The sequence below is a fragment of the Mitsuaria sp. WAJ17 genome (genome assembly GCF_014174515.1).
Lineage (GTDB): Bacteria > Pseudomonadota > Gammaproteobacteria > Burkholderiales > Burkholderiaceae_C > Roseateles_B.
Window position 1 is genome coordinate 1 of record NZ_JACJUG010000024.1, and the last position, 26,810, is coordinate 26,810.

The 26,810-nt window shown below is 68.5% G+C and carries 20 protein-coding genes; 11 read left to right on the forward strand and 9 right to left on the reverse strand.

Annotated elements, in window-relative coordinates; translation table 11 throughout:
* The 4 genes from H5407_RS17795 to H5407_RS17810 form a co-directional block, all read right to left on the reverse strand.
* Positions 1–386, reverse strand: a 386-nt coding sequence (locus tag H5407_RS17795) for a hypothetical protein (protein ID WP_220800669.1), incomplete at its 3' end; no start/stop codon positions are given.
* Positions 383–4,531 carry a GMC family oxidoreductase N-terminal domain-containing protein gene (locus tag H5407_RS17800; RefSeq protein WP_183105830.1) on the reverse strand — a complete coding sequence of 1,383 codons (4,149 nt, stop codon included), beginning with the start codon at positions 4,529–4,531 and terminating at the stop codon, positions 383–385. The genes H5407_RS17800 and H5407_RS17795, both read right to left, overlap by 4 nt.
* Entirely contained in the window at positions 4,509–6,356 is a 1,848-nt protein-coding gene (locus tag H5407_RS17805; RefSeq protein WP_183105831.1) for a hybrid sensor histidine kinase/response regulator, read from the reverse strand. Before H5407_RS17805 ends, H5407_RS17800 begins: the two co-directional genes overlap by 23 nt.
* Before the next feature lie 388 nt (positions 6,357–6,744).
* Positions 6,745–7,320 (reverse strand): HD domain-containing protein, encoded by a 576-nt coding sequence (locus H5407_RS17810; RefSeq protein ID WP_183105832.1) that lies wholly within the window; start codon positions 7,318–7,320, stop codon positions 6,745–6,747.
* Between the two features lie 182 nt (positions 7,321–7,502).
* Between H5407_RS17810 and H5407_RS17815 the strand changes: the two genes are divergently transcribed.
* From H5407_RS17815 to H5407_RS17825, 3 genes are read left to right on the forward strand one after another with little or no spacing between them, the layout of a single operon-like run.
* A complete protein-coding gene (locus H5407_RS17815; protein ID WP_183105833.1) occupies positions 7,503–8,048 on the forward strand; it encodes a cytochrome b in 546 nt (181 codons plus the stop codon).
* A 33-nt stretch (positions 8,049–8,081) separates the two neighbouring features.
* Positions 8,082–8,687, forward strand: a complete 606-nt coding sequence (locus H5407_RS17820) for a YceI family protein (RefSeq protein WP_183105834.1) — start codon at positions 8,082–8,084, stop codon at positions 8,685–8,687.
* A gap of 42 nt (positions 8,688–8,729) precedes the next feature.
* Positions 8,730–9,299, forward strand: coding sequence for a YceI family protein (locus H5407_RS17825; RefSeq protein WP_183105835.1), 570 nt, complete (start codon positions 8,730–8,732; stop codon positions 9,297–9,299).
* Here the strand turns inward: H5407_RS17825 and H5407_RS17830 are convergent.
* Positions 9,293–9,496 (reverse strand): hypothetical protein, encoded by a 204-nt coding sequence (locus H5407_RS17830; RefSeq protein WP_183105836.1) that lies wholly within the window; start codon positions 9,494–9,496, stop codon positions 9,293–9,295. The genes H5407_RS17825 and H5407_RS17830 overlap by 7 nt on opposite strands.
* Positions 9,493–11,334, reverse strand: a complete 1,842-nt coding sequence (locus H5407_RS17835) for a methyl-accepting chemotaxis protein (protein ID WP_183105837.1) — start codon at positions 11,332–11,334, stop codon at positions 9,493–9,495. Before H5407_RS17835 ends, H5407_RS17830 begins: the two co-directional genes overlap by 4 nt.
* Positions 11,335–11,616: 282 nt before the next feature.
* On the opposite strand from H5407_RS17835, the gene H5407_RS17840 reads away from it, so the two are divergent.
* The 3 genes from H5407_RS17840 to H5407_RS17850 all read left to right on the forward strand — a co-directional run bounded on the left by H5407_RS17840 (position 11,617) and on the right by H5407_RS17850 (position 14,467).
* On the forward strand, positions 11,617–13,149 hold the full coding sequence (locus H5407_RS17840) for a sensor histidine kinase (RefSeq protein ID WP_183105838.1): 1,533 nt from the start codon (positions 11,617–11,619) through the stop codon (positions 13,147–13,149).
* A complete protein-coding gene (locus H5407_RS17845; protein ID WP_183105839.1) occupies positions 13,146–13,547 on the forward strand; it encodes a hypothetical protein in 402 nt (133 codons plus the stop codon). Before H5407_RS17840 ends, H5407_RS17845 begins: the two co-directional genes overlap by 4 nt.
* A 74-nt stretch (positions 13,548–13,621) precedes the next feature.
* A complete protein-coding gene (locus H5407_RS17850; protein ID WP_183105840.1) occupies positions 13,622–14,467 on the forward strand; it encodes a LytTR family DNA-binding domain-containing protein in 846 nt (281 codons plus the stop codon).
* Here the strand turns inward: H5407_RS17850 and H5407_RS17855 are convergent, their stop codons facing one another.
* The gene (locus H5407_RS17855) at positions 14,468–15,157 is read right to left on the reverse strand and encodes a lysoplasmalogenase (protein WP_183105841.1); all 690 of its coding nucleotides are present in this window, start codon (positions 15,155–15,157) and stop codon (positions 14,468–14,470) included.
* A 263-nt stretch (positions 15,158–15,420) separates the two neighbouring features.
* On the opposite strand from H5407_RS17855, the gene H5407_RS17860 reads away from it, so the two are divergent.
* Entirely contained in the window at positions 15,421–16,932 is a 1,512-nt protein-coding gene (locus H5407_RS17860) for an OmpP1/FadL family transporter (protein ID WP_183105842.1), read from the forward strand.
* A 77-nt stretch (positions 16,933–17,009) separates the two neighbouring features.
* Positions 17,010–19,334, forward strand: a complete 2,325-nt coding sequence (locus tag H5407_RS17865; protein WP_183105843.1) for an alkaline phosphatase — start codon at positions 17,010–17,012, stop codon at positions 19,332–19,334.
* A 104-nt stretch (positions 19,335–19,438) separates the two neighbouring features.
* On the opposite strand, the gene H5407_RS17870 is transcribed toward H5407_RS17865, so the two are convergent.
* The gene (locus H5407_RS17870) at positions 19,439–21,418 is read right to left on the reverse strand and encodes a PEP/pyruvate-binding domain-containing protein (protein WP_183105844.1); all 1,980 of its coding nucleotides are present in this window, start codon (positions 21,416–21,418) and stop codon (positions 19,439–19,441) included.
* A gap of 554 nt (positions 21,419–21,972) precedes the next feature.
* On the opposite strand from H5407_RS17870, the gene H5407_RS17875 reads away from it, so the two are divergent.
* The 3 genes from H5407_RS17875 (at position 21,973) to H5407_RS17885 (ending at position 24,551) form a co-directional block, all read left to right on the forward strand.
* Positions 21,973–22,611: a hypothetical protein gene (locus tag H5407_RS17875; RefSeq protein WP_183105845.1), complete on the forward strand. Its 639-nt coding sequence runs from the start codon at positions 21,973–21,975 to the stop codon at positions 22,609–22,611.
* Between the two features lie 359 nt (positions 22,612–22,970).
* Positions 22,971–23,543, forward strand: coding sequence for a hypothetical protein (locus H5407_RS17880; protein WP_183105846.1), 573 nt, complete (start codon positions 22,971–22,973; stop codon positions 23,541–23,543).
* Positions 23,544–23,645: 102 nt separating this feature from the next.
* Positions 23,646–24,551 (forward strand): hypothetical protein, encoded by a 906-nt coding sequence (locus H5407_RS17885; protein ID WP_183105847.1) that lies wholly within the window; start codon positions 23,646–23,648, stop codon positions 24,549–24,551.
* Between the two features lie 51 nt (positions 24,552–24,602).
* Here the strand turns inward: H5407_RS17885 and H5407_RS17890 are convergent, their stop codons facing one another.
* Positions 24,603–26,672, reverse strand: coding sequence for a UvrD-helicase domain-containing protein (locus H5407_RS17890; protein ID WP_183105848.1), 2,070 nt, complete (start codon positions 26,670–26,672; stop codon positions 24,603–24,605).
* Positions 26,673–26,810: the final 138 nt, after the last annotated feature.

Sequence of the window (26,810 nt, forward strand, 5' to 3'; positions counted from 1 at the left end):
CGGGCCGCCGCGACCCACTGGGCGCGCAGGTCCGCGTACAGCAGCAGGCACAGCAGGCCGGTGCCAGGCTCGGCGGGCACCTCGTCCAGCGGCAGGCGGCAGCGCAGGGCCTCGCCGGGATGGGACTGCCCGGCCAGCTCGAAGTCGCGCAGGCGCACCTGCTCGCGCAAGGGGCGCGCGGGCTGCAGAGGTTCGTAGCCCGAGGGCGTCTCGCGCACGGGCAGCCACGCCCATTGGCGCGGCCAGCCGAGCTCCGGGCGCAATGCAGTCAGCAGGGCCAGTTCATCCCCTTCCTGACGCCGCTCGACGCGGTGCAAAGGCGGCCAGGCGCAGCGAGGCTCCACGGGCGGCAGGGCGTGTGCCCAGGGCGTCATGCCTTGGCTCATGGCATCTCCCGGCGCAGGAATTCGATGACGTGGCGGAAGACCGTGTGCTCGATGTCATGCCCGATCAGGCAGTCCTGGTGGCCGTGACCCGCGATGACGCGGAACTCGTGCCGCCCTGGCGCGCCCTGAGCGTAGAGGTCGTGCAGCAGCTCGCCGCTCTCGGGCTCGCACAGGCCGTTGAGCTCGCCATGCAGGGACAGCACGGGGAACTTCGCCAGCTGCGCGAAGGCCTTTCGCAAGTCGTCCAGATAGAGGCTGGCGCCGCGCCAGTCCGTCAGCTCCCTGCTGCGCGAGAAGTGGATGGCCTGGGCGACGGTGTCCATGTTCAGCGGTCCGAAGTGGTCGTCGATGAAATCGAAGACGGGCGGCGCCACGTTGGCGATGGCGAAGTCCCGTCCGTAGAGCAGGTCCATGCGATGGCGGGTGCGCGTCCAGGGCGTGCGGCGCAGGCTGGGAAAGGGCGGGCTCTCGAGGTCAAACTCCTCGTCCGGATAGGGCAGGCTGGCCAGCAGGCGGTCGATGAGCTCGTCCATCAGCCCCGGCCGCTCGGGACGGAAGCTGAAGTCGCTCAGGGGCAGGTAGGGCCGCAGGTGCTGCATCAGCAGGGCTCGGGCCGCATTGGTGGGCGAAAACACCATGCGTGGTGTGACCTGCGAGATCACGAGCCGGCGTATCCATCCCTCGTCCATCAAGGCACGGCGCAGCGGGAAGAAATGCTCCTCGGGCTGGCGCTGCGGCTGCAGCAGGGCCATGTGCAGCATCACCGATCCCATGCAGTGGGCCAGCACGTCCATGGGAACGGCGCCGGTGGCGCGCCGCACGGCGTCCATGGCCACGGGGATGTCGTTGAGCGCGCATTCCTCGAAGGTCCAGGGCAGGCGGGCCGTGGGCATGCCGGCGCTGGTGCGCATGTCCAGGATCCACACATCCCAGCCGGCCTCGTGCATGAGTCGGGCGGGGCCGGGCTGCACCGAATGATGAGCGAAGGTGGTGCCGCTGGCGCTGTAGCCATGGATCATCAGCAGGGGGCGACCGCCCTCGCGGCGGTAGCGGGTGAGGCGGATCATCACCGGCCCGCGCGCCTCAAGGGCATGGCGCGCCGTGCCGCGCGAGAGGCCTGCCTCCTCGCAGCGGCCCACCGCGATCTCCTGGATCTCGGGCAGGGGCAGGCCCGGAACGGCGCCCGGCAGGCGATGGATCTCGCGCGGCGGCGCGGCATCGGGCTTGCGGAAGGTCCAGGCATGCACACCCATCACCAGGCGGCTCGTGTAGGCCAGCAGGCTGCCCACGTCGCGCAGCGCGCTGCTGAGGTCCTCGGCCTGTACCAGGCGCAGCAGGGGCTGGCGCTGGCGGGCCAGCTCGTCGAGGTCCAGCTCCAGCACCGGCGGCCCGGAACCGTCCGGTGACCGGAAGGGGCCCTGCTCCAGCGTGGCGCGGGTCAGCTGCTTCCAGGGATTGGCGCGACGGCTGTAGCGGATGCGCTTGTGCAGCAGCAGGGTCTGGCCCAGCAGAGGCCGGGCCCAGTCCGGCGCATCGGGCAGCGCGGCGGGGATGCGCAGCTCGTAGCGCATCAGCCGCTCCTGCCCGCCGTGGCTGGCCAGGGCCAGGGCGTTGGCCCAGCGCTCGCGCAGCGAGGTCCAGGCGCTGATCGGGCGGGCCCGGGGCGCTGCCCCTTGCGCCAGGAGGTCCTGCAGGGCTTGCGCCGCATCGCGCCAGCCACGGTTGAGCCACCAGGCCCACAGGCCGCGCCACAGGCGTTGCCGGTAGCTGCTCGGCGCGCGATGGAAAACGCGCAGGCTCACCTGCTCCAGCGGGGCGATCCAGCGCGCCGCGGCGTCCGGGTGCTCGGCATGCTTCCAGAGCTTGTGCCCCGCATCGGGCCCCTGGGCGCTGACGGCCATGCGCTGCAAAGGCCGCTGCGGATCTCGCCGGGTGTCGAAAAGCCTCAGCCGGCAGGCCGGCGTGCCATGCAGCACGCGGTCCGGGCCCGGCTCGACCAGGCGCTGCACCGTCGTGGGTTCGAACTCGAAGCTCAGCTCCAACTGTTTGGTCTCGCCTCCCTGCGCACCGGGCACCCGCACCAGTCCCACCAGCTGCTCGCGCAACTCCAGCAGGGTGGGCTGCTCCGGTGGTGGTGGGCCGCGGCGGTCGCGGTAGAGGGGGCGGCGCAGCCAGGCGGGGTCCTGCGAGGCGGTCTCCGCACCGGGCTGCAGGCCCCAGCGCTGGCACAGCTCCGGCAGTGCTCGCAGCACCAGGGCGGAGATGCTCAGGGCCGGATTGATGCCCAGGGCACCGGGCACGATGGCGCCATCCAGCACCGCCAGGTCGGGGTGGACGCGATCGGCGGGGTTCAGCGCCTCACCGCTCACCAGCGTCGGGCGCAAGACCTGACCCCACTCGTTCACCACGCCGTCCTCGATGCGGTCGGCCATCGCGCAGCCGCCCAGGGGGTGCACCGTCAGCAACGGGCCCTTGCGGTCCTCGATGAGAAAGCCCATGGCCTCGGGCAGGATCTCCCACAGTGGATTGGCCAGCAGGCGCTGCCCCTGCGCCGCCAGGTGCTGGCGCAGCCAGCGGTGGCGGGACAGCACCTGCGGGTCGCTGCCGAGCTCCGGCCAGCGGATCTGCAGGCTGCCCGGATCTCCCTCCTCACCCTCCGCGCCGTTCTGCAGGCTCATGCGCCCCTGGGCGGCGTCCATGCCGATGAGGGCCACGGGCAGGGTGCGGGCGCTGGCGGCCCGGGTGATGGCATAGGGATCGGGGAAGTCGAAGCCCGCGCCATGCTCACTGCGGTCGGGCCGCGACAGGCCGTCCAGGGTCTCGCCCAGCGCAAAGATCTGTTCGAAGGCCCAGCGCATGGGGCCGGGAATGGCCAGGTCCTGCAGCACGCAGCCCAGCAGGGGCTCCTGGCCGGACCGGGGAAGCGGACGCTCAGGATCGGGATCGCGCAGTTGCCGCGCGTCCAGCATGGCGGTGATGGTGGGGCCGGCCTGGCGCGCGGCGGGGTCCTGCGCCTCGTCGGCCAGGGCGTTCAGCGGCGGGGTGTCGCGGATGGCGGCCAGCAGGTCGCCGTTGGCGCTGACGCCCTCGCCCAGCCGGTCCGACAGCGCCAGGCCGCGGTGCCGCGAGCGCAGCAGGATCTCGGTGGAGCCCAGGCTGCCCGCGGCCAGCACGACGCGCCGGGCGCGCAGCAGGAAGGGCTCGGCCTCCTGGCGGGCCTGGTTCTCGTCGGTTGGCAGCACCGCCACCTGCCAGCCAGCGGCTTCGCCATCGGGCGCATCCGGGCCCAGGGGCAGCACGTGCAGCACCGTGGCGCCCGTCAGCATCTGTACGCCGCGGCGGCGCGCCAGCCACAGCAGATTGGTGTCCAGCGACTCCTTGGCGCCATGGTTGCAGCCCGTGGCGCAGTCGCCGCAGGCCACACAGCGGTCCAGGGGCAGGCCGGCGGCGGACCGCGGGTCTGCACGCAGGGCCACGGTGATGGGCACCTCGCGCGCGGGCAGGCCGGGCATGGCCAGGCTGCGCAGGTAGTCCGCCCGGCGCGGCGCATGCGTGGAAAGGCCGGCGATGGTGTTGGGCTCGCCCCGTTCGCCCTGCGGCGCGGCGGCCTCTGCGCCCAGCAGCTGCGCGGCTTTCGCGTACCAGGGGTTCATGCTGGCGGGATCGCTACGCAGCCGTGCCGGCCAGCGCGGGCCGCGGAAGACGCTCTCTTCGGCCTCCAGCATCACGCCGGCATTGATCAGCGAACCGCCGCCCAGGCCGTTGGCCAGCACCACGGCAAGGTCCGGCCCCAGGCGGAAGTCGAAGAGCGCCTCGCGGTAGCCCTTCACCTGCCCGCGCCGGCCCTCGTCGGCCATCGAGAAGCGCACATGCCCCGGCAATTCGGCCATGCGGGCCGGAAAGCGGCCGGGCAGGTATTCCAGGCCGCGCTCCAGCAGCAGAATGCGCAGCGGCGCGCCCCGGGCGTCGGTGCAGCGGGACAGATGCTCCACCGCCGCGGCCGCGCCGTAGCCGCTGCCGACGACGATCACATCGGCATCGAGGGCACCGCCCCCGTCGCGGGGATGCGCCAGCAGCCAGTCACTCAGCGGGCGGGAAAGCCAGTGATGGCGGCGTCTGTCCTCATGCCGGGGTTCCTCGTACATCTTCAGCCTCCCTGGCCGACCGTGGAGCATGCGCCGCACCGGCCAGCACCCGTTGCATGGCGCTCATAAGCTGGTCGGCGCGCACGGGCTTGTGCAGGAGCTCCAGGCCGGCGGCCTGCGCGTCGCGCAGGCGCTGCGGCGCCGTGTCGCCGCTGATCAGGAGGGCCGGGAGTTCGGGGATCAGGTTGCGCAACGAGCGCACGGCGGAGAGGCCGTCATCGCTGCCGCGTAGGCGGTAATCGATCAGCAGCAGGTCCGGCGCCTGCTGCATGCACAGCAGCACGGCCTCGCGGGTGGTGCCGGCGCAGCGGGCCTGGCAGCCCAGCTCGAGCAGCAAGGTGCACATGGCCTGTCGCACGAGCTCCTCGTCGTCCACCACCAGTACCCTGAGCCCGCGCAGGGAGCAGCCGTCGCCAGTATCGTCCAGTTGGCTGTCCGGCCCCTCCTCGGCGGCCTCGATGCCCAGGGTGAAGCAAGACCCGACCCCCGGGGTGGATTCCAGCTTCAGGTGCAGATCCAGCAAATCCACCAAGCGGCTGACGATGGAGAGTCCCAGGCCCAGGCCCTTGGCGCGGTCGCGCTCCTTGTTGCCGATCTGGTAGAACTCGTCGAAGACCTTCTGCTGCTCCTGCTCGTCGATGCCGCAGCCGGTGTCCCGCACCGAGACCTGCCACAGCTCGCCGCGCCGCTCGGCCACGATGCTGATCTGGCCGGCCTGCGTGTACTTGATCGCGTTGTCGATCAGGTTGCGCACCACCCGCTCCAGCAGCATGGCGTCGGTCTCCACATAGGCGTTCATGGGGCAGATCAGGGTCAGCTCCAAACGCTTGCGGTGGGCGCTGGGCAGGAACTCCTGCTGCAGCCGACCCAGCCAGTGGCCCAGATTGAAGACCCGGGGATGCACGGGCACGACCTCGGCATCGAGCTTGGAGATGTCCAGCAGCGCATCCATCTGGCCCGAGAGCGCATCGATGGCGAGATTCATGTTGCGCACCACGCCCAGGGTGTCGTCATCCAGCTTGCGCCGCAGCAGGGCGGAGCCGAACAGGGACAGGGTGTGCATGGGCTGGCGCAGGTCGTGGCTGGCCGAGGCGAGGAAGCGCGTCTTGGCCTGCATGGCCTGCTCGGTCTGCTTCAGCGCCGCACGCAGCTGCTGGTTGCTCTTGACCTGCTGCTGCCGGATCAGCACGGAATCACAAAAAACGCGGTAGTTGTCCCGAGCCAGATTGCGCAGCATGAAACCGAACAGAAGGATCAGGCTGCCCATCACCGCGTCCTGCCAGACCGTGGCATGCGCACCGGCGCCGCCGGTCAGCCAGGCCAGGCCGTTGGCCAGGGTCACGGGCCCGGAGAAGGCCATGAACACGGGCAAGTAGCCCGCGGTGCTGGCCACGGCGCCTGCGCACAGGCCCAGCAGCAGGATGGTCTGCACCATGCGCTCGTAGTCGCTGATGCCCGCCGAAAAGACCAGCACCATCGAGAACACCAGCCCGTTGAGCAGGCTCAGCATCACGGCCCAGCGCATGCGCTGCGAGACGGGGTATTGCTCCAGCTGCGGCAGCCGCCCCAGCACATGACGCCGCAGCAGCAGGGTGCCCAGCACGGCCAGCATCCACAGCACCGGCCAGGGTGAACGCGAAGGCAACGCGGCCATCAGGGCCATGAAGAAGGCACTGAGCCCCACGGGATAAGGCATGCGCCGGCTCTGCTGGGCCAGCAGACGCAAGAGCTCCACGCTGATGAGGCCCTGTGGGTCGTCGCGCGTCTCGAGGGGCGGCGCGGCGCGCCAGCCTGTCCAGATCGCCAGGCGCTCCTTGAGGCTCATGGGGCGCACTCCCGGGCGCAGCCGCGGGCCTCGCGGTCCGGCGTTGCGCGAGCGCCCCTCGGCGGTACTGCCAGAAAGCGCAGGGACAAGGAGCAAAAGAGCATGAACGTACCTGGGCGCAAAGTGCGCTGACCAAAGTGCGCTGACTATACCGCCGGGTACGCTGCCCGAACTCGAATCGGGGCTTGCGCCCGATGAGCTCCAAATGACTATGCCGACCACCGCCACCCCAATGGGCTTTGGTGAGTCGGCATAGCACTCCTCCCCTCGATCAACACGCTGAGGTCCAGGCAGCGCTTGATCCGGTGTTGAGTATCTGGGGCGGCGGGGTGCGAACCTATCCCCCTCAAGTGGGAATCGCAGGCATCAAGTGCTCTTCAAACGGTCTTCAAGCGATTGCAAGCCGCGGCGGTGTGCGCATCTCGCGCATGAGATCGCTCAGCAGGTCCAGGTAGTAGGCCAGAGGCGGCGTGCGCTTGCCGGGCTGGCGGGCGAGGTCGTCCCAGCGGCGCAGTTGCAGGGCCTCGCGGGCATAGGGCTGGGCCAGGAAGAGCAGTCGCTCCTCCGCATTCATGCGGCCGCCCTGGTGCTCCAGACTCTGGCGCGAGGACAGGCTCAGGCCGGCCTCGTAGCCCGCCTCGGTCGAGACCAGATAGCGCTTGGCCTGCACATGCAGGCGGATGGGCTCCAGCACGCCGGGCCCGAAGCCCTGGGCCAGCAGGGGGAGGGCCGCGCTCTCGTGGGCCACGACGCGAAGCGGCGCCCGGGCCTCGGCGTCGATCAACTGGCCCAGGTCATGCAGCAGCGAGGCGGCCACCAGCTCGTGGTCGGCATGGGCCCACTCCGCCAGTTGCGCGCATTGCAAGGCATGGGCCAGCACGGGCACGGCCTGCGGGGCCTCGCTTTCGTAGGTGGCGCGGCCTCGGCGCAGAAACAGGGCCTCGATGCGATCGATCAGGTCCATGGGGCTCTCCAGAGGAAGACAGCAAGAGCCCGCCAGTCTGCGAGCCCCGCGTGACAGGCCCATGACCTCCGGCAGGGTGAGGCTTTCCTCCATTCAAATGCACTGAACCTTGACCTCAAGCAAGCTGAAGCTGGCTGCGGCAGACGGCCGCGACACTCACGCCCATTCACCGAGGAAACGCCATGAACCTGCCCACCCGGACGCCCCGCTACACCGCCACCGCCATGGCTCTGCACTGGCTGCTGGCCGTCGCCATCGTGGGCGCTTTCGGCATGGGCCTTTACATGTCGGACCTGCCGCTGTCGCCGACGCGGCTCAAACTCTTCAACTGGCACAAATGGGCAGGCATGACCATCCTGGCCCTGTCCACCCTGCGGCTGCTGTGGCGCCTCGGACATCGCCCGCCGGCAGACCTGCCCATGCCGGCCTGGCAGGCCCGCGCCGCCCATGCGGTGCACTTCCTGCTGTACCTGACCTTCTTTGCCGTGCCGCTGAGCGGCTGGGCCTACAGCTCGGCGGCTGGTTTCCCCATCGTGTGGTTCGGTGTGCTGCCGCTGCCCGACTTCGTGCCGATCGACAAGGCCCTCGCGCATCAGCTGAAGGAGCTGCACGAACTGCTGGCGTGGGGCCTGGCCCTGCTGGTGCTGGCCCACGTGGCCGCCGCCCTCAAGCACCACTTGATCGACAAGGACGGCCTGCTGCTGCGCATGATCCCGGCCCGCCGCTGAAGCCCTCGAACGCATGCCCCCTGGAGCCCCCGAATGAACACCACCGTCACCGCCACCCTGCTGCTGAGCCTGGGTCTGATCACTGCCCCCGCCCTGGCCCAGAAGGCCAATCCCGCGCCCGCTGCCGCCCCGGCCGCCACGCCCGCCCTGGTCGCCGCCCAGAGCGAGCTGAGCTTCGTCAGCAAGCAGATGGGCGTGCCGGTGGATGGCAAGTTCAAGCGATTTGAAGCTCAGCTGGTCTTCGATCCCAAGAAGGCCGAGACCGGCAGGGTGCAGTTCAGCATCGATCTCTCCAGCGTCAGCCTGGGCGACCCTATGTTTGACGCCGAGCTGGCCAAACCCGCCTGGTTCGACAGCAAGAAGCTCGGCCAGGCCGTCTTCACCAGCGGCGCCATCAAGCCCCTGGGCGACAAGCGCTTCGAGGTGACCGGCAAGCTCAGCCTCAAGGGCTTGCAGAAGGAGCTCAGCGTGCCCGTCGCCCTGGCGCAGGACAAGGGCCTGACCACGGCCACCGGCAGCTTCGTGCTCAAGCGCCTGGATTTCAAGGTCGGCGACGGCGAATGGAGCGACACCTCCATGGTCGCCAACGAAGTGACCGTCAAGCTCAAGCTCGTGTTCTCCGGCGTGGCCCCGCTCTGAGGCCCGCTCAGATTTCTCCCCCTCCCAACCCACAGGAACCCCATGAAGAAGACCCTCATTGCCTCCGCCTTGCTGGCCGCCAGCGCGTTCGCCCAGGCTGAGACCGCCAAGTACCAGATCGAGCCGACCCACACTTTCGTGACCTACGAGATCCAGCACTTCGGCACCTCGACCAACCGCGGCCGCTTCGACAAGAAGGAAGGCATGGTGGAGATCGACCGCGCCGCCAAGACCGGCAAGGTGCAGATCAGCTTCGACATCGCCTCGGTCAACACCGGCGTGGACGGCATGAACAAGCACCTGCAGAGCGATGAGTTCTTCAACAGCGCCAAGTGGCCCCAGGCCAGGTTCGTGGGCGACAAGTTCGGCTTCGACGGCGACAAGGTCACGACCGTCAGCGGCCAGCTGACGCTGAAGGACAAGACCGCCCCCGTCACTCTGACGGCCAAGCACTTCAACTGCTACCAGAACCCCATGCTCAAGCGCGAAGTCTGCGGCGGCGACTTCGAGGCCACCATCGACCGCACGCAGTGGGGCATCGACTACGGCCTGGCCTGGGGCTTCCCCAAGGAAGTCAAGCTGATCATCCAGGTCGAAGCTGTCCGTCAGTAAGCACGGGCCGCGGCCTCGCGCGCAACCAGCGCCGCGAAACCGGGCGAAAGGCACCAGCCCACGGGCCAGCGCCGGGCCGCCCCAAGCCGGCCCACCTGGCCCTGCAGGCGGCTCGAGGCCGCATGCAGGGCAGTCCCCTCGGGGGACCGCCCGGCCTCGCGCGCGTCCAGCGCCGCGAAACCGGGCGAGGGGCTCAAGTCTGGAATTGCGCAATCTGCCCCACCAGCTCGCCCGCCTGCTCGCGCAGCGCGGCGGCAGCGGCGCGAGACTGATCGACCAGCACCGCGTTCTGCTGGGTCAGCAGGTCCACACTCTGCACCGCCTGGGTCAGCTCGCCGATGTCCCGCCGCTGGTGCGAGGATTTGCCCTCGATCTGCGCGACCACGCCACAGACCTCGCGGGCGCTGGCCAGCATCTGCTGCATCATGCCGCCGGCCCCACGCGCCAGCTGGGTGCCCTGGCTCATGCGCTCGACCGAACTGCGGGTGAGCTGCTGGATCTCCGCCGCAGCCCCCGAGCAGCGCTGGGCCAGGGCCCGCACCTCGGCTGCGACGACCGAAAAGCCCCGGCCCTGCTCGCCCGCACGCGCCGCCTCCACCGCGGCATTGAGGGCCAGCAGATTGGTCTGAAAGGCAATGCCGCCGATCAGCTCGCTGATGCTGCCGATCTGGCCCGAGACCTGGTGCAGGGCCTGCATGTTGAGGATCACCTCCTGCACGGCTGCGTCGCCCCGGACGGCCACGGCACTGGCCGCGCGCGCCACCTCCGTCGCCTGCTCGGCCAAGCCGGCGGTGCCGCTGACGGCCTCGGACAGCGTTTCCATCGAGGCGCTGGTCTGCTGCAGGCTGGACGAGGCCTGCTCGGTGCGTTCGCCCAGGTCCTCGTTACCCTGCGCGATGTCGCTGGCCGCTTCCTGGATGCGGACCGCCACCTGGCCCATGCCGTGCACCATCATCTGCAGGCGCTGACGCATGGCCTCGATGCCGGCCAGCAGCCGGGCCAGCTCCAACGGCCGGTCCTGCGGCACCTGCACGGAGAGGTCGCCCTGGGCGATGCGCTGGGCCACATGCACGGCCTCGCCCAGGCCCTGCAGCACGCTGCGCAGAGTCCAGACCATCAGCGCCACTGCTGCGCCCAGCAGCAACACGGTCAGCCCCAACTGCTCCCAGCGGGCCTCGCGCCGCTGCGCCTCCTGGCGCTGCAGCGTGGCCTGCACCTGGGCCAGCAGCTGCTGGCTCAGCGAGAGCTGCTGGCCGCGCGCGGCTTCCAACTGGCTCACCAGCTGATCCAGGGGGAAGGACGGATCCGCCGCCGCCTGCTGCAGTGTGGCCAGCAGGGCCAGGCGCTGCTGGCGCAGGGCCTGGGCCAGCGCCGCGCCCTGGGGCAGGCGCAGCAGCAGGGTCTCCATGGCCTCGCCGTGCAGGGCATAGCGGGTCTGAGCCGCCGCCATCGCGGCCACGTCATCGACCAGGGCGGCCCGGCTGAGATCGCGCAGCTGGCTCAGCGCCTCGACGGCGCGCGGCGCCTCCAGTAGAGCGGCCAGGCTGCCGAAATGCACGGCCGGGTCTGGCTCCTGCCACAGACCGGACAGCAGATGGAGCCGGTCCACCTCGCGCTGCAGGGCCTGCTGCCAGCGGTCGAAGGCCTGCAGCCGCGCCTGGGGTGTGGCCGCGGCGGCGGCTAGGCCTTGCGCGCCCCATTCCTGCGCCAGGACCACGGCCGCTGGAGCCAGCTCGGCCAGGCCGGGCGCCGCGGCCAGATCGGCCTGCTGGCGCTGCAGGGCCTGGCGGAGCTTGTCGTCCGAGGCCTGGGCCACGCCGGAGTCCGGCGTGAGGGCCGCCTGCCGCTGCTGCTGGGCCAGTTCCATGACCGTCCACCAGCCTTTGCCCAGGCGCAGGGCCAGAGACTGCCGCTCGGCCCGCTCCAGCGCCTGAGCCGCCTCGCGCCCGCCCTGCACCAGGGGCAGGGCGCCCATTGCCAGGCACAGCAGGGCCGCCATCAACAACCGGGTCCTCAGGCTTTGCCAGTACTTCATTTCGTTCATCCCATCCGAAGAGAACCGCTCCCCTGGCGGTCCGTGCCGGCACGGTAGGCAGGGGCTGTGATGGCTCGATGACGGCGCTGCGGCAGGGGCCGGCTGGCGTGACCTGCGTCACGAAACAGCCGATCGCCCCCTGCGGCGCCCCGCACAGGACGGCCGCGCCCATCCGGATGGCGTGCAGATGGGGCCCTGGTCCGTGCAGCCTGTCGCCTGCGTCTGGGGCGGCCGGTGCGGCTTGCGTACAGTCCACCCCAACAGCAAAAGCAGGTCCATTCCATGAACGCCCACCCCTCCCCCACCTGGTACGAGCACTGGCAGCGGTTTGCCCGGGCCAGCGTGCGTGGATTCCACGTCTATGCCAGCTGGCTGGTGAGCATCAGCTGGCGGCGTTTCATCCTGCTGTCCATCCTGCTGATCATTGGCGCCAACATCCTCAGCAACATGCCGCCCTTCACATGGCGCATCACCGAGCAATACGAGGGCGCGCCGCCCGTCAAGAGCAGCCCGCGTAGCAAGCACACGCCCAAGCCGCCCACCCCCAAGGTCATGCAGAAGGACGAGGAGTCCCTGGAGGAGTCCGCCCGCAAGATCGCCGAGAAGCTGAGCAAGGGCGAGGACGGCGTGCACCTAGACGTGGCTATCGACAAGCACGGCATCCGCATCGAGCAGCGCCCCAAGCCGGCCGCCGGCGCCAGCGCTCCGGCCTCCGCCGACAAGGCGGTGGAAGAAGGCGTGCACATCAACCTGCCCAATCTGGTGGTGCGGGTGCCTGTGGACAAAGCGGACAAGGCCGTGAAGTCCAGCAAGCCCGCCAAGGTCGAAGTGAGCGAGGACGAGCTGCGCAGCCAGCTGGAGGAAGCGCTGAAGCAGTCCCATGAGTCGGCCCGTCAGCAGCTGGAGGAGGCCCGCGCCGCCCGCGAGGAGGCCGAGGACGCCCGCCGCAGGGTCCAGGAGGAGCTGGACAAGGCGCAGTCGGAGTTGGAGAAGATCCAGGAGGAGGCGAGCGCCGGCTGGCACTCCCGCGTGCGGGTGATCCACTGGGGCGAATTTCTGATCGACTTCTCGGTGCTCTTCGTGCTGGCATCGGCCCTGGTCAAGGCCACCTACAAGGGCCGCATCCAGGCCGAGGTCAAGGCCGCGCAGGCCACGGAGACGGCCGAGGCCGAGTCGCTCAAGCGCCAGGTCGTCGAGGCCCGCATGGCCGCCATGCAGGCCCAGGTGGAGCCGCACTTCCTCTTCAACACCTTGGCCTCCATCGACCATCTGATCGAGACCGACCCGCCCCGTGCCTCGCAGATGCAGCGCAATCTGATCGCCCTGCTGCGTGCCTCCATGCCCACCATGCGCGAGGCCAATGCCGCCGGTGTGCGGGACCTGGGCCGCGAGCTGGCGGTGATCCGCCCCTACCTGGAGATCCTCAAGGTGCGCATGGAGGACCGGCTGCAGACCGAGATCGATGTGCCCGAAGGCCTGCTCTCCGCCGAGTTCCCGCCCATGATGATCCAGAGCCTGGTCGAGAACGCCATCAAGCACGGCCTGGAGCCCAAGGCCGAGGGCGGCAGCCTCAAGGTTCGCGCCGAGGTGCTGCACGGCAAGCTGGCCATCACCGTGGCCGACACCGGCCTGGGCTTCGGCCGCGCTGCCACCGCCGGCACCGGCGTGGGCCTGGCCAATATCCGCGAACGACTCTCCCTGCTGTATGGCGGCCGCGCCAGCGTGACCATTGCCGCCAACCAGCCTTCCGGCACCGTGGTGACCATCACTGTGCCCTACCGCAGCCGCACTGACGAACAAGGAGCTTCCGCATGAGAACCCTCTTCAAGGCCTTCTTCATCCTCGCCGTGGGCGTGGTGCTGCTGAGCGTCATCGGCGGATTCAGCCTGGCGCACCATGTCTTCTCGGAGCCCGGCCTGCACATCGTCGTCAACGGCGACGAATGGACCGACCCCGACGTGGGCGACTTCATTGGCGTCATGATCGGCCTGGGCGTCACCGGGCTGGTCCTCTTCATCGTCCTGCCCCTGGTCCTGCTCTTCGCGGTCGGCTTGCCTTTGCTGATCGTGGGCGGCGTGATCGGCTTCCTGATGCTGCTCTTCTGTGGCGTGGGCGCGGTGGTGTTCTCGCCGGCTTTCCTGGTGATCCTGGTACTGTGGCTGCTGCTGAGGCGCCCCAAGGCCCGGGCGACGGCGCCGGCCCCCCGTCCCTGAACGGCTTCCCCGGGGAGGCACCCCGGGTCAACCCGTAGCCCCGCTCGCCCCGCGCCGCGCTTAGCATCCCGCCCATGAACGACACCACCCAAGACAGCGCCAACGGCCGCATCCGCGCCGTGCTGGCCGACGATGAACGCCTGATGCGGGAGCAGCTGCGCAGCCGGCTGATGGAAGTCTGGCCCGAGCTGGACATCGTGGCCGAGGCCAAGAACGGTCTTGAGGCCGTGGAGCTGTGCCGCGAGCACCGTCCGGACCTGGTTTTCCTGGACATCCGCATGCCAGGCCTGACCGGCGTGGACGCCGCCCGCCAGATCGTCCAGCTACCCGATGACGACAGCTGGCTGGTGCCCGAGATCGTCTTCATCACCGCCTACGACCAGTACGCCGTCGAGGCCTTCGAGCAGGGCGTGGCCGATTACGTGCTCAAGCCTGCCGAGCGCGAGCGCCTGGCCATCACCGTGGCGCGGGTCAAGAAGCGCCTGGCCCAGCGCGACGAGGCCGACGGCGACGACGCCCCGGCGCCGGCCGGCCAGCCCATGCAGCAGCTGCTGCACAAGCTCTCGGCCCAGCTCAACCCGGGCGGCGCGCCCAAGTACCTGCAATGGATCCAGGCCACCGTGGGCCAGACCATCCAGATGATCCCGGTCGAGGATGTGCTCTTCTTCATCTCCGACGAGAAGTACACCCGCGTGCAGACCGCCAGCATCGAGGCCCTGATCCGCAAGCCCATCAAGGAGCTGGTGGACGAGCTGGACCCGCAGCTGTTCTGGCAGATCCACCGCTCCACCCTGGTCAGTGTGAAGGCCATCGCCGGCATCAGCCGGGACTTCCGCGGCCGCCAGTTGGTGGCCGTCAAGGGCCTCAACGAGAAGCTCGAGGTGAGCCGCAGCTACACCCACCTCTTCAAGGGCATGTGATCAGGCTGGCGCCTCGTCCGGCGCCGCCGGGCGCAGGCTGGCCACGAAGCAGCACTGCGCCAGCCAGTAGGTGCTGAGGATCAGCAGCGTGGCATGGGGCAGTTGCCCCGCGAAGGCGAACTTGTTGATCGCGATCATCGCGTCCGAGAACAGGAACAGCGTGCCGCCCCAGGCCGCGCGCCGAGCCAGGGCCTCGTCAGGCCCGCCCATGCTGCTGCGCCACCAGGCCCAGGCCTGCGAGGCCATGCTGGCCAGGCAGGCCACATAGACCAGCACCGGGATCCGCAGATCGCCCGGAATGCCCGGCCACAAGCGGTGCAGCACCGCGCCTGCCACCAGGGCATAGAGCGCGAACGGCCACCAGGGCTTCCCGAAGCGCGAGCGCTGGCAGTAGCCCACGATGTAGCAGAGGTGGGCGAGCAGGAAGCTCACCAGGCCCGGCAGGAAGCCCGCCTCGGGCCACAGCAGGGCCACATCGCCCCCCAGGGAGAACAGCAGGCCCCAGCGCAGCCAGCGGGCCGCCTTGGGGCTGTCCGCTCCGCGCGGCCAGGCCCACAGCAAGATGAGGATGGTGGTGAGCGGCTTGGCCGCGAAGCCCAGTTCAGGGCTCAAGCCCAGCCCGCCCAGGGAGGCGATGGCGATGCAGGCGGACACCAGGATGAGCAGAGGCAGCAGAAAGGGAGATCGCATGGCCGGCATTCTGGCCGCGGCCCGTGCCATGCGGCGCCGGGGTTAGCCCGCAAGCGCCGCCGGGGGCAGCGGCAGCTGGCGCAGTCCCAGCACATTGTCGTACTGGAGACAAGTCTCTAATCCGCGCCGATTCGTCGGTCGCGAACGACAGCCCAGGCATTTTCCCTCGTCCCCTCGCAACAAAGCCTTCGCAGAATCGGTCTCCCATGTGATCCCGGACAGCGATCCGTCGCTCTCCCGCACGAAGACAAGAGGAGACCTCCATGCACCGCATCCCGCAGGCTGGCGCGCGCACGCACGCCGACCGCCCCCAACGCTCCGCCCCCCGCCTGCGCCTGCTGGCGCTCGCCGGCCTGGCCCTGTGCGCCAGCCAGGCCCTGGCCTCGGGCTACCGCTTCGGCACCCAGAGCGCCGCCGCCGAAGGCACGGCCAACTCCAACGGCGCGGAGGCCGCCGATGCCAGCACCATCTTCACCAACCCCGCAGGTCTGACCCGCCTGGGCAAGGGCTGGCATGTCAGTGGCGTGCTGGACTACGTGGACCCCAAGGTGAAGTTCACCGATGCCGGTTCCTACATCAGCCTGCCGGGCTCCGGCTTCCAGCCCAAGGCCACCTCGGTGGCCGGCGACGTGGTCGAGCCCACCAAGGCCACCTTCGTGCCGCACCTCTACGGCGCCTACAAGGCCTCGGACGAGCTGGCCTACGGCCTGGGCATCTTCGTGCCCTCCGGCGCCAAGCTGGACTACCGCCCCGACTGGGGCGGCCGCTACAACGTCAACTTCGTCGAGCTGAAGTCCCTGGCCTTCAACCCCAACGTGGCCTGGAAGCCTGCCAAGCAGTTCTCGGTGTCCGCCGGCCTGACGCTGGAGTACATGCACGGTGACATCAAGCGCGCCGTGCCCTATGGCAACGCCTATGCCGCCGGCCTGCTGTCCGCAGCCCAACAGGCCGCCGCCGCGGGCGCGTCCGGCATCGCCGTGCAACTGCAGCAGCAGGCCGCCCAGGTCTATGCCAACCCCATGTTCGATGGCGGCGTGCACGTCAAGGGACATGACTGGGGTCTGGGCATGAACCTGGCCCTGCTGTGGGAGCTGGACGAGCAGACCCGCGTGGGCGTGGCCTGGCGCTCGGGCATCCGGCACAAGCTCAAGGGCAGCGCCGACTGGACCCAGCCGGCCACCCTGCCCGCCAACGTGCTGGCCGCCGCCACCGGCGCGCCCTATGACGGCAAAGGCAAGCTGGACCACAACGACTCCGGCGCCAGCCTGGAGGTGAAGACGCCGGACTCCCTGTCCTTCCACATCTTTCACCAGCTCAACAAGCGCTGGGCCCTGATGGCCGACACCACCTGGCACCGCCAGTCCGCGCTGGAGGAGCTGCGCATCAAGTTCGACAGCACCACGCCGCCGTCCATCACGCCCGAGCACTGGAAGAACGTCTGGCGCGCCTCCTTCGGTGCCCAGTACCAGTTCAATGACCAGCTGACCCTGCGTGCCGGCGCCGCCCGTGACAAGTCACCCGTGCAGGGCCAGTACCGTGGCGCCGCGCTGCCGGACTCCGATCGCGACTGGCTGGCCTTCGGCCTGAACTGGAAGTTCAGCGCCCAGACCAGCATTGACCTGGCCCTGGGCCATGTGAAGCTGAAGGACGCCCCCATGTCCATCACCGACGACGCCGAAGGCGAGAAGCCCTGCAACTGCAGCAATGCCACCGTGCGCGGCAACTACCAGAGCAAGGCCACCAGCATCGGCCTGCAGCTGAACCACAGCTTCTGAACGCGCCCGACACCCGGACAAGACCTGACCCCGCGGGAGCCCTGCGGCTCCCGCCCTCATCCTGATTGGAGTCCCTCATGGACCGTCGCAATTTCCTGCGCCGCTCGGTCGTGCAGACCGGCGCCCTGATCACCGCTTCCTCCGCCCTGGGCGGCCTCGCCGGCTGCATGGGCGGCGGCGACAACGGCAGCACCGTGCTGCCCCTGCCCGAGACCTTCCCCGGCAGCAGCACCCCGCTGCCCGAGACCGCGTCCGCCAGCGGTGCCTACAAGTTCCCGCAGAGCGTGGCTTCGGGCGATCCCCGCAGCGACGGCGTGCTGCTGTGGGCCCGCGTGGTGCCGGCCGGCGCCGATGACATCACGCCCGGCAACGTTGATGCCAACTTCAAGGTCCGCCTGCGCATCACCGCCGCCGACAACAGCGCCCTGCTGGGCAGCAACACCGCCCTGGCCGGCAGCTTCGACGCCGACCTGGAGGTGCCCGTCTACGCCTTCTACGACAACACCCTGCGCCACCGCATCAGTGGCCTGAAGGCGGCGACCACCTACTTCTACCAGTTCCAAGCCGGAGACAGCCGCTCCAAGGTGGGCCGCTTCAAGACTGCCCCCGCGACCGACGCAGACATCGACAGCCTCAAGTTCGCCTTCACCACCTGCCAGGACTGGAGCGTGAACCACTGGGCCGGCATGGTCGAGCTGGCCAAGGAGCCGGTGGACTTCGTCGTGCACCTGGGCGACTACATCTACGAAGCCGTGGGGGCGGACTACCAGGCCGGTGCCGTCGAGCCCGCCCACACCGCCCTGCTGCTGCCCAACGGCGCCGACCTGCCCGGCAAGGGCAAGTACGCCAATACCCTGGCCGACTACCGCTACCTCTACAAGCGCTACCGCAGCGACCCGCGCCTGCAGGCCGTGCACGAGCGCTTCGCCTTCGTGCCCATCTGGGACGACCACGAGTTCTCCGACGACTGCTGGCAGGACCGCGAGACCTACGACAACGGCACGTTCAACGCCGCCACCTCGGTGGGAGACAACACCGCCCAGACCTCGCGCCGCCGCTCGGCCAGCCAGGCCTGGTTCGAGTTCATGCCCGCCGATGTCAGCTTCACGCTGGACCCGGGCTACGGCATCAGCAACATCCGCATCTACCGCGAGCTGAAGTTCGGCAAGCTGATGCACCTGGTGATGACGGACCAGCGCCTCTACCGCGCCGACCACCTCATCCCCGAGGCCGCCCCCAGCCCGCTGACCGGCCAGGCCATCGGCTCCATCGGCGCCCGCTACATGGTGCCGGAGACCACGCTGAACGCCGTCGAGGCCGCCAAGCTGGCCGCCGGCAAGCAGCTGCCCGACCCGCTGGGCCTGGTGAGCGTGCTGGGCGCCGCCCAGCGCCAGTGGTTCCTGCAGACCCTGACGGCCTCGACCGCGCAGTGGAAGATCTGGGGCAACGAGACCTCGCTGCTGAAGATGAGCGTGGACGGCGCCGCCCTGCCCACCGCCCCCGCGGCCTTCAAGCAGCGCTTCATCCTCAACGCCGACCAGTGGGACGGCTACAACGCCGAACGCCAGGCGCTGATGAAGCACATCGTGGACAACAAGATCGCCAATGTGGTGGCCGTCACCGGTGACATCCACGCCTTCTACGCCGGCCAGGTGATGGTCGACTACAAGGCCGCGACGCCCGTGCCCGCCATGGTGGACCTGGTCACCGCCGGCATGTCCTCCAATAGCTTCTTCAGCTACTTCCTGGGCGCCGCCAGTCTGCCGGGCTTCAGCGACCTCAAGCCGCTGGTCGCCACCAGCGAGGCCGAGGCCGAGGGCATCGCGATCAAGATGCTGTCCGCCGGCATCGCACAGGCCGCGGGCGTGACCGACCTCAGCAACACGGCCGCCATCCAGGCTGCGGTGATGGGCGCCATCCAGGCGGGCAAGCTGCCGGCCGCCGCCGTGCAGCCGACGCCGGGCCTGTCCACGGCCATCATCAACACCTTCGACGAGACCCTGACGGGCGGCATGGGCGGCGTGATCGCCGGCACCATTGCCATGCTGGCCGCGACCGGCCGCTCGGCAGCGGCGATGACGCTCTACGGCCTGATCCAGCAGAAGCTGGCCGCGGCCCTGGGCATCCCGCCTGCGTCCGTGCCCTCCGGCGAGATCGTCAAGCGCCTGAACCCCCTGGCCAATGCCACGACCGGCGCCGCCCCCGCCCTCAACAACCCCTGGATCAAGCATGCCGACACGGATGCCCAGGGCTATGCGGTGGTGAGCCTGTCCAAGACCGAGCTGGTGTGCCAGTTCAAGAAGGTCAAGCGCCTGGCCGGCGGTGCCGCACCGACGGACGCCATTGCCAGCGTCAAGACCGTGCGCGTGCCCAGCGGCAGCGCCACGCTGACGGTGAGCTGAGTCCCAGCGACCCGCTCATGCAAAGGGCTGCCTTCGGGCAGCCCTTTTTCATGGCGCCGGTGGTGCGCCGGCTCCGCTAGGCAAGACCTGACCCCGTCAGGCACTCAATAGACCTTGCGCTCCACGAAGGGCCGTGCCTGCAGCATCACCAGCCGGCCTTCTGCGTCGATGGCCCACTCGATGTCCTGCTCGACGCCGCCGAGCTCGCGGCGGATGGCCAGGGCCAGGCGCGAGAGGGCCAATACCTGCGCATCCTGCAGCACCGGGCCCGAGGCCACCGCCACCTCCTTCAGGCCGCCCGCCTCGTCCAGGCGCAGCTCGGTGCTTTCCGCCGAGCTGGACAGGCGCTCGATGGCGCCGCTGCGCTCATCGAAAAGCGCCTGCTCGGCGATGCGCTTGCCCTCCACCACCTTGATGCCGATGCCCCGCTTGGCCGAGACATAGACCACGCCGCTGCGCGTGGCGTCGAAGGGGTCGCGGGTGATCATCACGCCGGACATGCGCGAGTCCACTGCCTTCTGCACGAGGACGGCCATCTGCACCTGCTCATGGCGCAGGCCGGCCTGGCGCCTCGCCTCGAAGGCCTCGGCATTCCAGACCGAAGCCCAGACTGTCTTGACGGCACGGGCCAGCTCCGCGCGCACATTGGGCACCGTGCTGTAGAGCCCGGCACCGCTGAAGTTGGCCAGGTCCTCCGCGTTGGAGGAACTGCGCACGAAGACACCGGCCCGGCCCAGCTGCCGTTCCCATTGCTGCTCCCACTGCGCCTCCAGGCCTGCGGGCAGGGGCAGGGCCAGCAGGTCCTCGCGCAGGCGGGCCAGCGCGGCACGACGCTGGCCGGGGCTGCCCTCGAAACCGCCCTCCGACAGGGTCGCGGCCACGCGCGCCTTCACCACAGGCTGGGCCATGAAGGCCGCGAAGGCGCCGTAGGGAATGCAGAAGCCGTCCGGCACCGGCGCCGTGGCCGGCAGCCGGCCCTGCGACTGCAGCCATTGCAGCTCGCCCAGGCGCGCGGCCTTGCCGCCGCAGGCGCTCATGTCCTTGAGCCGCATCTGGGCCAGCGGCAGGGGCTGCTGGCGGCGCAGGTCGGGCGCGCTCAGCAGGCGCGCCTTGGCCTGGCGCGCCACCGGGCGCCAGCCGGCTGGTGCCTCGGCGCGGGCCTCGATCACCTGGCTGCCGCGCCGCACCTCCAGCCACACGGTCTGACCGTCCAGGCCCTGCAGCTGCTGCCAGGCGTCCCTGAGGTAGAGATTGGGAATGCCCCACCCCTTGGCCAGCAGGTTGACGTGCGAAAGCGCCGTCGAGGGCGAGGCCAGAATGACGCCGGCCACGGGCGGCAAGGCCAGCGGGGCTTCGCGCAGCACGACGATGTCGCCCGGGTCCAGGTCATCCACCTGCCCGATGTCCTCCACCAGGCGCAGGCGGCCGAAGGCGCGGCCCGGGTTGTAGGCCAGGGCACTGCGACCGGCGATGAGCTGGGCCTGCGTCACCGCCTCGATGCCGGCCTCCTGCGCGACCTGCTCGTGCTGCGCGGCATTGGCCTTGAAGCGCAGCGGCGCAAAGCTCAGCCCGCGCTCCAGCACAGCCTGCGCCGTACGCAGCAGCTCGGGCGTCTGACGGTCTCCCTCCCAGAATTCATAGACGAAGCCCTGGAGCTGCGGCTGCCAGCTGACCATGCCCAGGATGAAGCGCCGCTGCGGCTGCTGGTAGAGCCGCGTGCGCACGCCGGGCTCCCAGCTGGTCACCAGGTGGCGGGCCTTGAGGAAGTCCTCATGCAGGGCGTAGCGCCGGGTGTTGACGAAGAAGGCCTGGCCGTCGCGGGCCTGCCGGTCGATCACGAAGAGCACATGCGGCTGCGCCTCGGGCGTGCCGGGGTCAAAGACGCGGGCCATGCGGTCGAAGCTGGCGCGGTCGGGCAACTGATCGAGGAAGGGGGCGGGATCCGGCGCCTGCGCAAGCTGCACGCGGTCCTGGCGCTTGGCGACCAGGGCGGAGGGTTTGGATTCGGTCTGGGCGTGGACGCTGCCCAGCGCGGCGATGGCGGCGAGCAGGGCCAGGGCGGCGTGATGAAGACGATGTGGCATGGAGCAGGAATGTGCAGTGCTTGCGAAAAGTGCGGGCAGGCCGCCGGTCAACGCCATGTTTACGTTGGCCGCTTGCCCAGTTAAGGGAAATAGATGATGGGCGTGGGCTCGAAGCTCTTGTGCTGGTAGCACGGCGTCCACTGGCCGGCGACGAAGGATCCGAATCTCATGCGGGGTGCGCTCCTGCCGCAGGGCGGGATAGATCATGCGACGGCCCAAGGCCGACCTGCAGCCTCGTCCATGGTGGCGGCATTGTCTGCGCAAAGCGGGGGCACCCGTTTTCGTCGGCGGGTGCCGCCACGCCCCGTCAGCCCCTGGCGGGCACGCGCCTTGCCCAGGCTCGCGAGCGCAGGGAGGATATCCCGCCCCAGGAGGCAGGGGGAACTTTCAGGGAAGAATTTGCCCGCCAAGTGTAAGAGTTATTAATTGTTGAAGGCCACGGCCACTTTCAGAATTCCGCCCGCTCCATTCGAGCCCTGTATCTACGACAAACAGGGAGAACCCAATTCATCTCCACCGCTACCAACAGGGCGCGTTCAGTCGCGCTGACCGGCTTGCTTGCCTTCTTTGCCGCGGCCGCCAACGCCCAGAACACCCCCAGTCCTGCACCCGGTCGCGACTTGCAGGCGCTGTCGTGCACCAACACCATTCCCACCGCAACGCCCAAGGATCCTCGGCAGCCGCTCATCAATTGCACGGGTGACTTCTTTACGCCGCTTGACGCCGTGCTGATGAATTTCAATATCAGCAAGTTGGAGCGGGTCACCGTAACCGGCCGCTCCAACTCACAGTGGCGAACTTTGTGCATTGGCCAGGCTTGTGCAGCGTTGTTTGGTGATGAAGCTGTCGCCACCCGGATCAATGATGCCATGGGAGGGTGGGCCGAAGAGGCGATGGCCATTCTCCGAAAGCAAACGTTGAAAATGTCAGCTTGCACCAAGGGAGCAATAGTCCCCAAGGACGCCAGAACAGTAACAAGCAAAGACGACGCGGATGCGAGAACTCGCGCCGCCGGTCAGATCATTGTGGCATACATGAATGGTGGAAATATTCTTAGCGGCGGCAGAGTTGAGGTTCTAATAACCTTCTCCGACAACGGCACACAAACCTTTAAGTACAACACATGGGATCCAGCCGTACCGATTCCGAAGGACGATCTGAAAACCGGGGACGGAAAAAGCAAATGCCCATGATGCCGACACCTGAATAATCACCCGCCGCCTACATTATGAAACCGCTGCGAGCAGCCTTGATCTCCGCCACCCTGATTTGCGTCATCTGGGCATTTCTCGCGGCCTGGCGGAATCGAGCTGAAATCGACCGGATCCCAGTGGCGAGGGATCCTCATGCCGGATCAATTTCAGAATCAGGGACACGCACCACTTCAACTCCTTCTGCAGCGACTTCGCCCCCTGCCGAGAGAGCCACATCCAAGCCCCCATCCAATAACCAAGGCCACATCACTGATGACATCCAAAGAGGACTTCAGTCCTCAAATTACCGTCAGTATGTTCATCAAGTCCTAGCGACACCGACGCCGATCGGAGTCCGGGTGAGTTTCGAGTTGATTTCCCTTTGCATGATGCTCAACCAGACGATGATCGCGCAGGAGGTTTCAAGATTCAATCTTCCCGCCACCCTCAAGGCAAAGCTGAATCATCGCCAACAAGCCTGCAGTCAATCCAGCGGCATTGACTGGGATCAAATGAGAGCATTGACTGCAGCCAAAATGCGCTCCTTCGCGTCAGCCGACGAGTTTCTAATACATCAAGCTCTGAAGGGTGGAATGGACGAACTTGACACCTTCTATCGCCTTGGCGATGTGCAAGGAATGGCGGGATGGGGCCTGATGGCTGTCGATGAAAAGACCGCCTGGTTTACCGCAGGTGAACCTCTGCTCCTCATCCACGCGCAGGGAGCGACCGGGGTCGCCTGGCAGGCGGCCGTGTGCCAGCGCTTCACCTGCGATGACTTCAACGCTCGCCTGGTCCATTGCCGGGACGAGCAGTCCTGCCAGATGTCGCTCCAGGACATCCTCAAGGAGTCCTCCGGCGTCGATGACGCGACCTGGCAGCAGCTGTTGGCGGCGGCACGCCGGCGGCTGGATGCGCTGCTGCCTGGCTGAGGCCGGCGCGAGCATAGGCGAGGGGGCGGACATGGTCTTCTTGAAGTCTCAGCGAAAGCCAACGTCGAAACGACTCAGCACATCTCATTCGAATGGCCTTGAATGACGACCAAGCTCCGATTCACCCTTGCCACCGCCCTACTCATCGGCGCCACCTTGGCAATTCTGGCCAACCGGTCCTCGGTGATGAAGGAGGCTGACTCAAGCGCCCCGTCCATTGCCTCGGATGCCCCGCTGACGCCCACGTCCGCTGGGCCTGACGCCGACAGGCAGCCTACCGAATCAAGCCTGTCACTGCAGGACAAGGCCGCATCGCGGCCGGCGCCGACTGCTCCACAGACCGTGGCAGCAGTCATGCGGGATGCCTACCGGTCCTCGAACTATCGCCAGTACGTTCAGCAGGCCCTTGCCAGTCCCAGCCCGATGGCCATTCGCGTGGCCTATGACGTGGGAACGCTCTGCCGATTCATGGCCGGGACCGGCACGACCGAGCGGCTTGCCAAGCTCAAGCTGCCACCTGCCTTCGCCATGGAATTCAGGCATCGAAAGCAGGCCTGCGAACAATCGAGCGGCCCCGATTGGGATCAATTGAGAGCCTTGACGGCCACCAAGGTCAGACTCTTCAATGATGCGGACGAGTTTCTGATTCACCGTGTCCTCAAAGGCAGCCTGGATGAACTGGCCCGCTTCCATCGCCTGGGAGACGTACAGGGCATGGGGGGCTGGGGATTGATGGCCTCGGACGAGAACGTGGCAGGGTTTGCCGGCGAGGAGCCCCTCCTCGCCGCCTTTGCGCAGGGAGGCGCCAGTTCAGCCTGGCAGGCCGCCGTCTGCCAACGCTTCGGCTGCGACGACTTCGACGCCCGCATCGTCCGCTGCCGTGACGAGGCGTCCTGCCAGATGTCGCTCCAGGACATCCTCAAGGAGTCCTCCGGCGTCGACGACGCGACCTGGCAGCAGCTGTTGGCGGCGGCACGCCGGCGGCTGGATGCGCTGCTGCCTGGCTGAGCCTCGGGGTCAGGTCTTGCGGCGGCCGAGCCGGCGAGGCTCGCGCGCCGCTCAGCGCTCGTTCTGCTTCGCCGCCGCTGCGGCCGCCGCCGCCTTGGCCGCCAGCTCCTCGCGCATGCGCTTGAGCTTCTCGCGCGGGTCTTCCTTGATGCCGGACTCGTGCAGGCGCATCTCGGCAATGAAGCGGCTGGGGATGCCCATCACCATCTCGCGGGCCTTCTTGCGGCGGCGCAGGGTGCTCACGGCCAGCGTGGTGCGGGCGCGGGTGATGCCCACGTACATGAGGCGGCGCTCTTCCTCCAGACGCTGGGCGGTCATCTCCTCGTCGTCGGCCTTGAAGGGCAGCAGGCCCTCGTTGACGCCGGCCAGGAAGACGTGCGGCCACTCCAGGCCCTTGGAGGCGTGCAGGGTGGTCAGCACGACCTGGTCCTGCTCCTCGCCGCGCTCGGACAGCGAGAGGATCACGCTGATGGTCTGCGCCACCTGCAGCACTGTTTGCTTGGGTTCCTCGAAGGTCGCGCCGCCGTCCTGAGCCAGTTGGCCGCCGCAGCGCTTGGCGACCCAATCGACGAAGTCCAGGACATTGCTCCAGCGCGCAGCGGCCGCCTTCTCGTTCTCGTCGTTGTCGTAGAGGTGCTGCTCGTAGCCGATGTCCTTGAGCCACTCCAGCATCAGCGTCTTGGCGTCCTCGGCGCCCTCGGTGTGGCGGGCGCGGTACTCGAGGTCGTTGAGGTAGCGGCCGAACTCGTGCAGGGAGCCGATGGCCTTCTTGTTGAGCACGGTGGACAACGAGTCCGAGAACAGGGCCTCGTACATGCTGATCTTCCACTTGCCCGCGAACTGGCTCAGCGCGCCCAGCGTGGTGTGGCCGATGCCGCGCTTGGGCGTGGTGACGGCGCGCAGGAAGGCGGGATCGTCGTCCTGGTTGACCAGCAGGCGCAGCCAGGCGCAGAGGTCCTTGATCTCGCTCTTGTCGAAGAAGCTCTGGCCGCCGCTGACCTTGTAGGGGATCTCGGCGCGGCGCAGGGCCTGCTCGAAGATGCGGGCCTGGTGGTTGGCGCGGTAGAGGATGGCGAAGTCGGCGAACTTGACCTTGGCCCCCAGGCTGGCGCGGATGGCCTGGATGCGGGCCACGGCGCGCTCGGCCTCGTGCTCCTCGCCGTCGGCCTCGACCAGGGCGATGGGCTCGCCGTCGCCGTACTCGCTCCACAGCTTCTTCTGGAAGAGCTTGGGGTTGGTCTCGATGACGTTGTTGGCCGCACGCAGGATGGCGCCGGTGGAGCGGTAGTTCTGCTCCAGCGGGATGATCTTGAGATTGGGGTAATCGACCGGCAGGCGCTTGAGGTTCTCGATGGTGGCGCCGCGCCAGCCGTAGATGCTCTGGTCGTCGTCGCCCACGGCGGTGAACATGCCGCGCTCGCCCACAATTGCCTTGAGCAGCTCGTACTGCACAGAGTTGGTGTCCTGGTATTCGTCCACCAGCACGTAGCGCAGGGTGTCCTGCCACTTGCCGCGGGCCTCGGCGTCTTCGGTGAGCAGCTTCAGGGGCAGGCTGATGAGGTCGTCGAAGTCCACCGCCTGGTAGGCCGCCAGGCGCTCCTGATAGCGGCCCATCACGACGGCGGCCACGCGCTCCTGCTCGTCCTTGGCGGCCTTGAGCGCCATCTCGGCGTTCAGGCCCATGTTCTTCCAAAGCGAGATGGTCCACTGCCACTGCTTGGCCATGTTGGCGTCGGTGGTGCCGCCGGCGTCGCGCAGCACGCCCAGCACATCGTCGCTGTCCAGGATGGAGAACTGCTCCTTCAGGCCCACTCGCGTGCCCTCCTCGCGCAGCAGGCGCACGCCCAGGGAGTGGAAGGTGGAAATGGCCAGGTCCTTGGCCGCCCGCGCCCCCACCAGGCCCTTGGCCCGTTCGCGCATTTCCTGGGCGGCCTTGTTGGTGAAGGTGATGGCGGCGATGTTCTTCGCCTGGTAGCCGGCCTGCAGCAGGCGGGCGATCTTGGTGGTGATCACGCGCGTCTTGCCCGAGCCCGCGCCGGCCACGACCAGGCAGGGCCCGTGCAGGTGGTGCACGGCTTCAAGCTGGGCGGGATTCAGGGTGGAGGTGGGATCGGCGGACATGGCAGCAGGGGCAGATCCGGCGCCCAAGGCACCGGGCCGCGCATCATACAAGCCGCCCCTGACAGGCCTGCTGCCACCCGGGGCCAGGGCTGACAGCCGGCCCGCCCCTGCCTATCATCAAGCCACCTGAACGGGAAG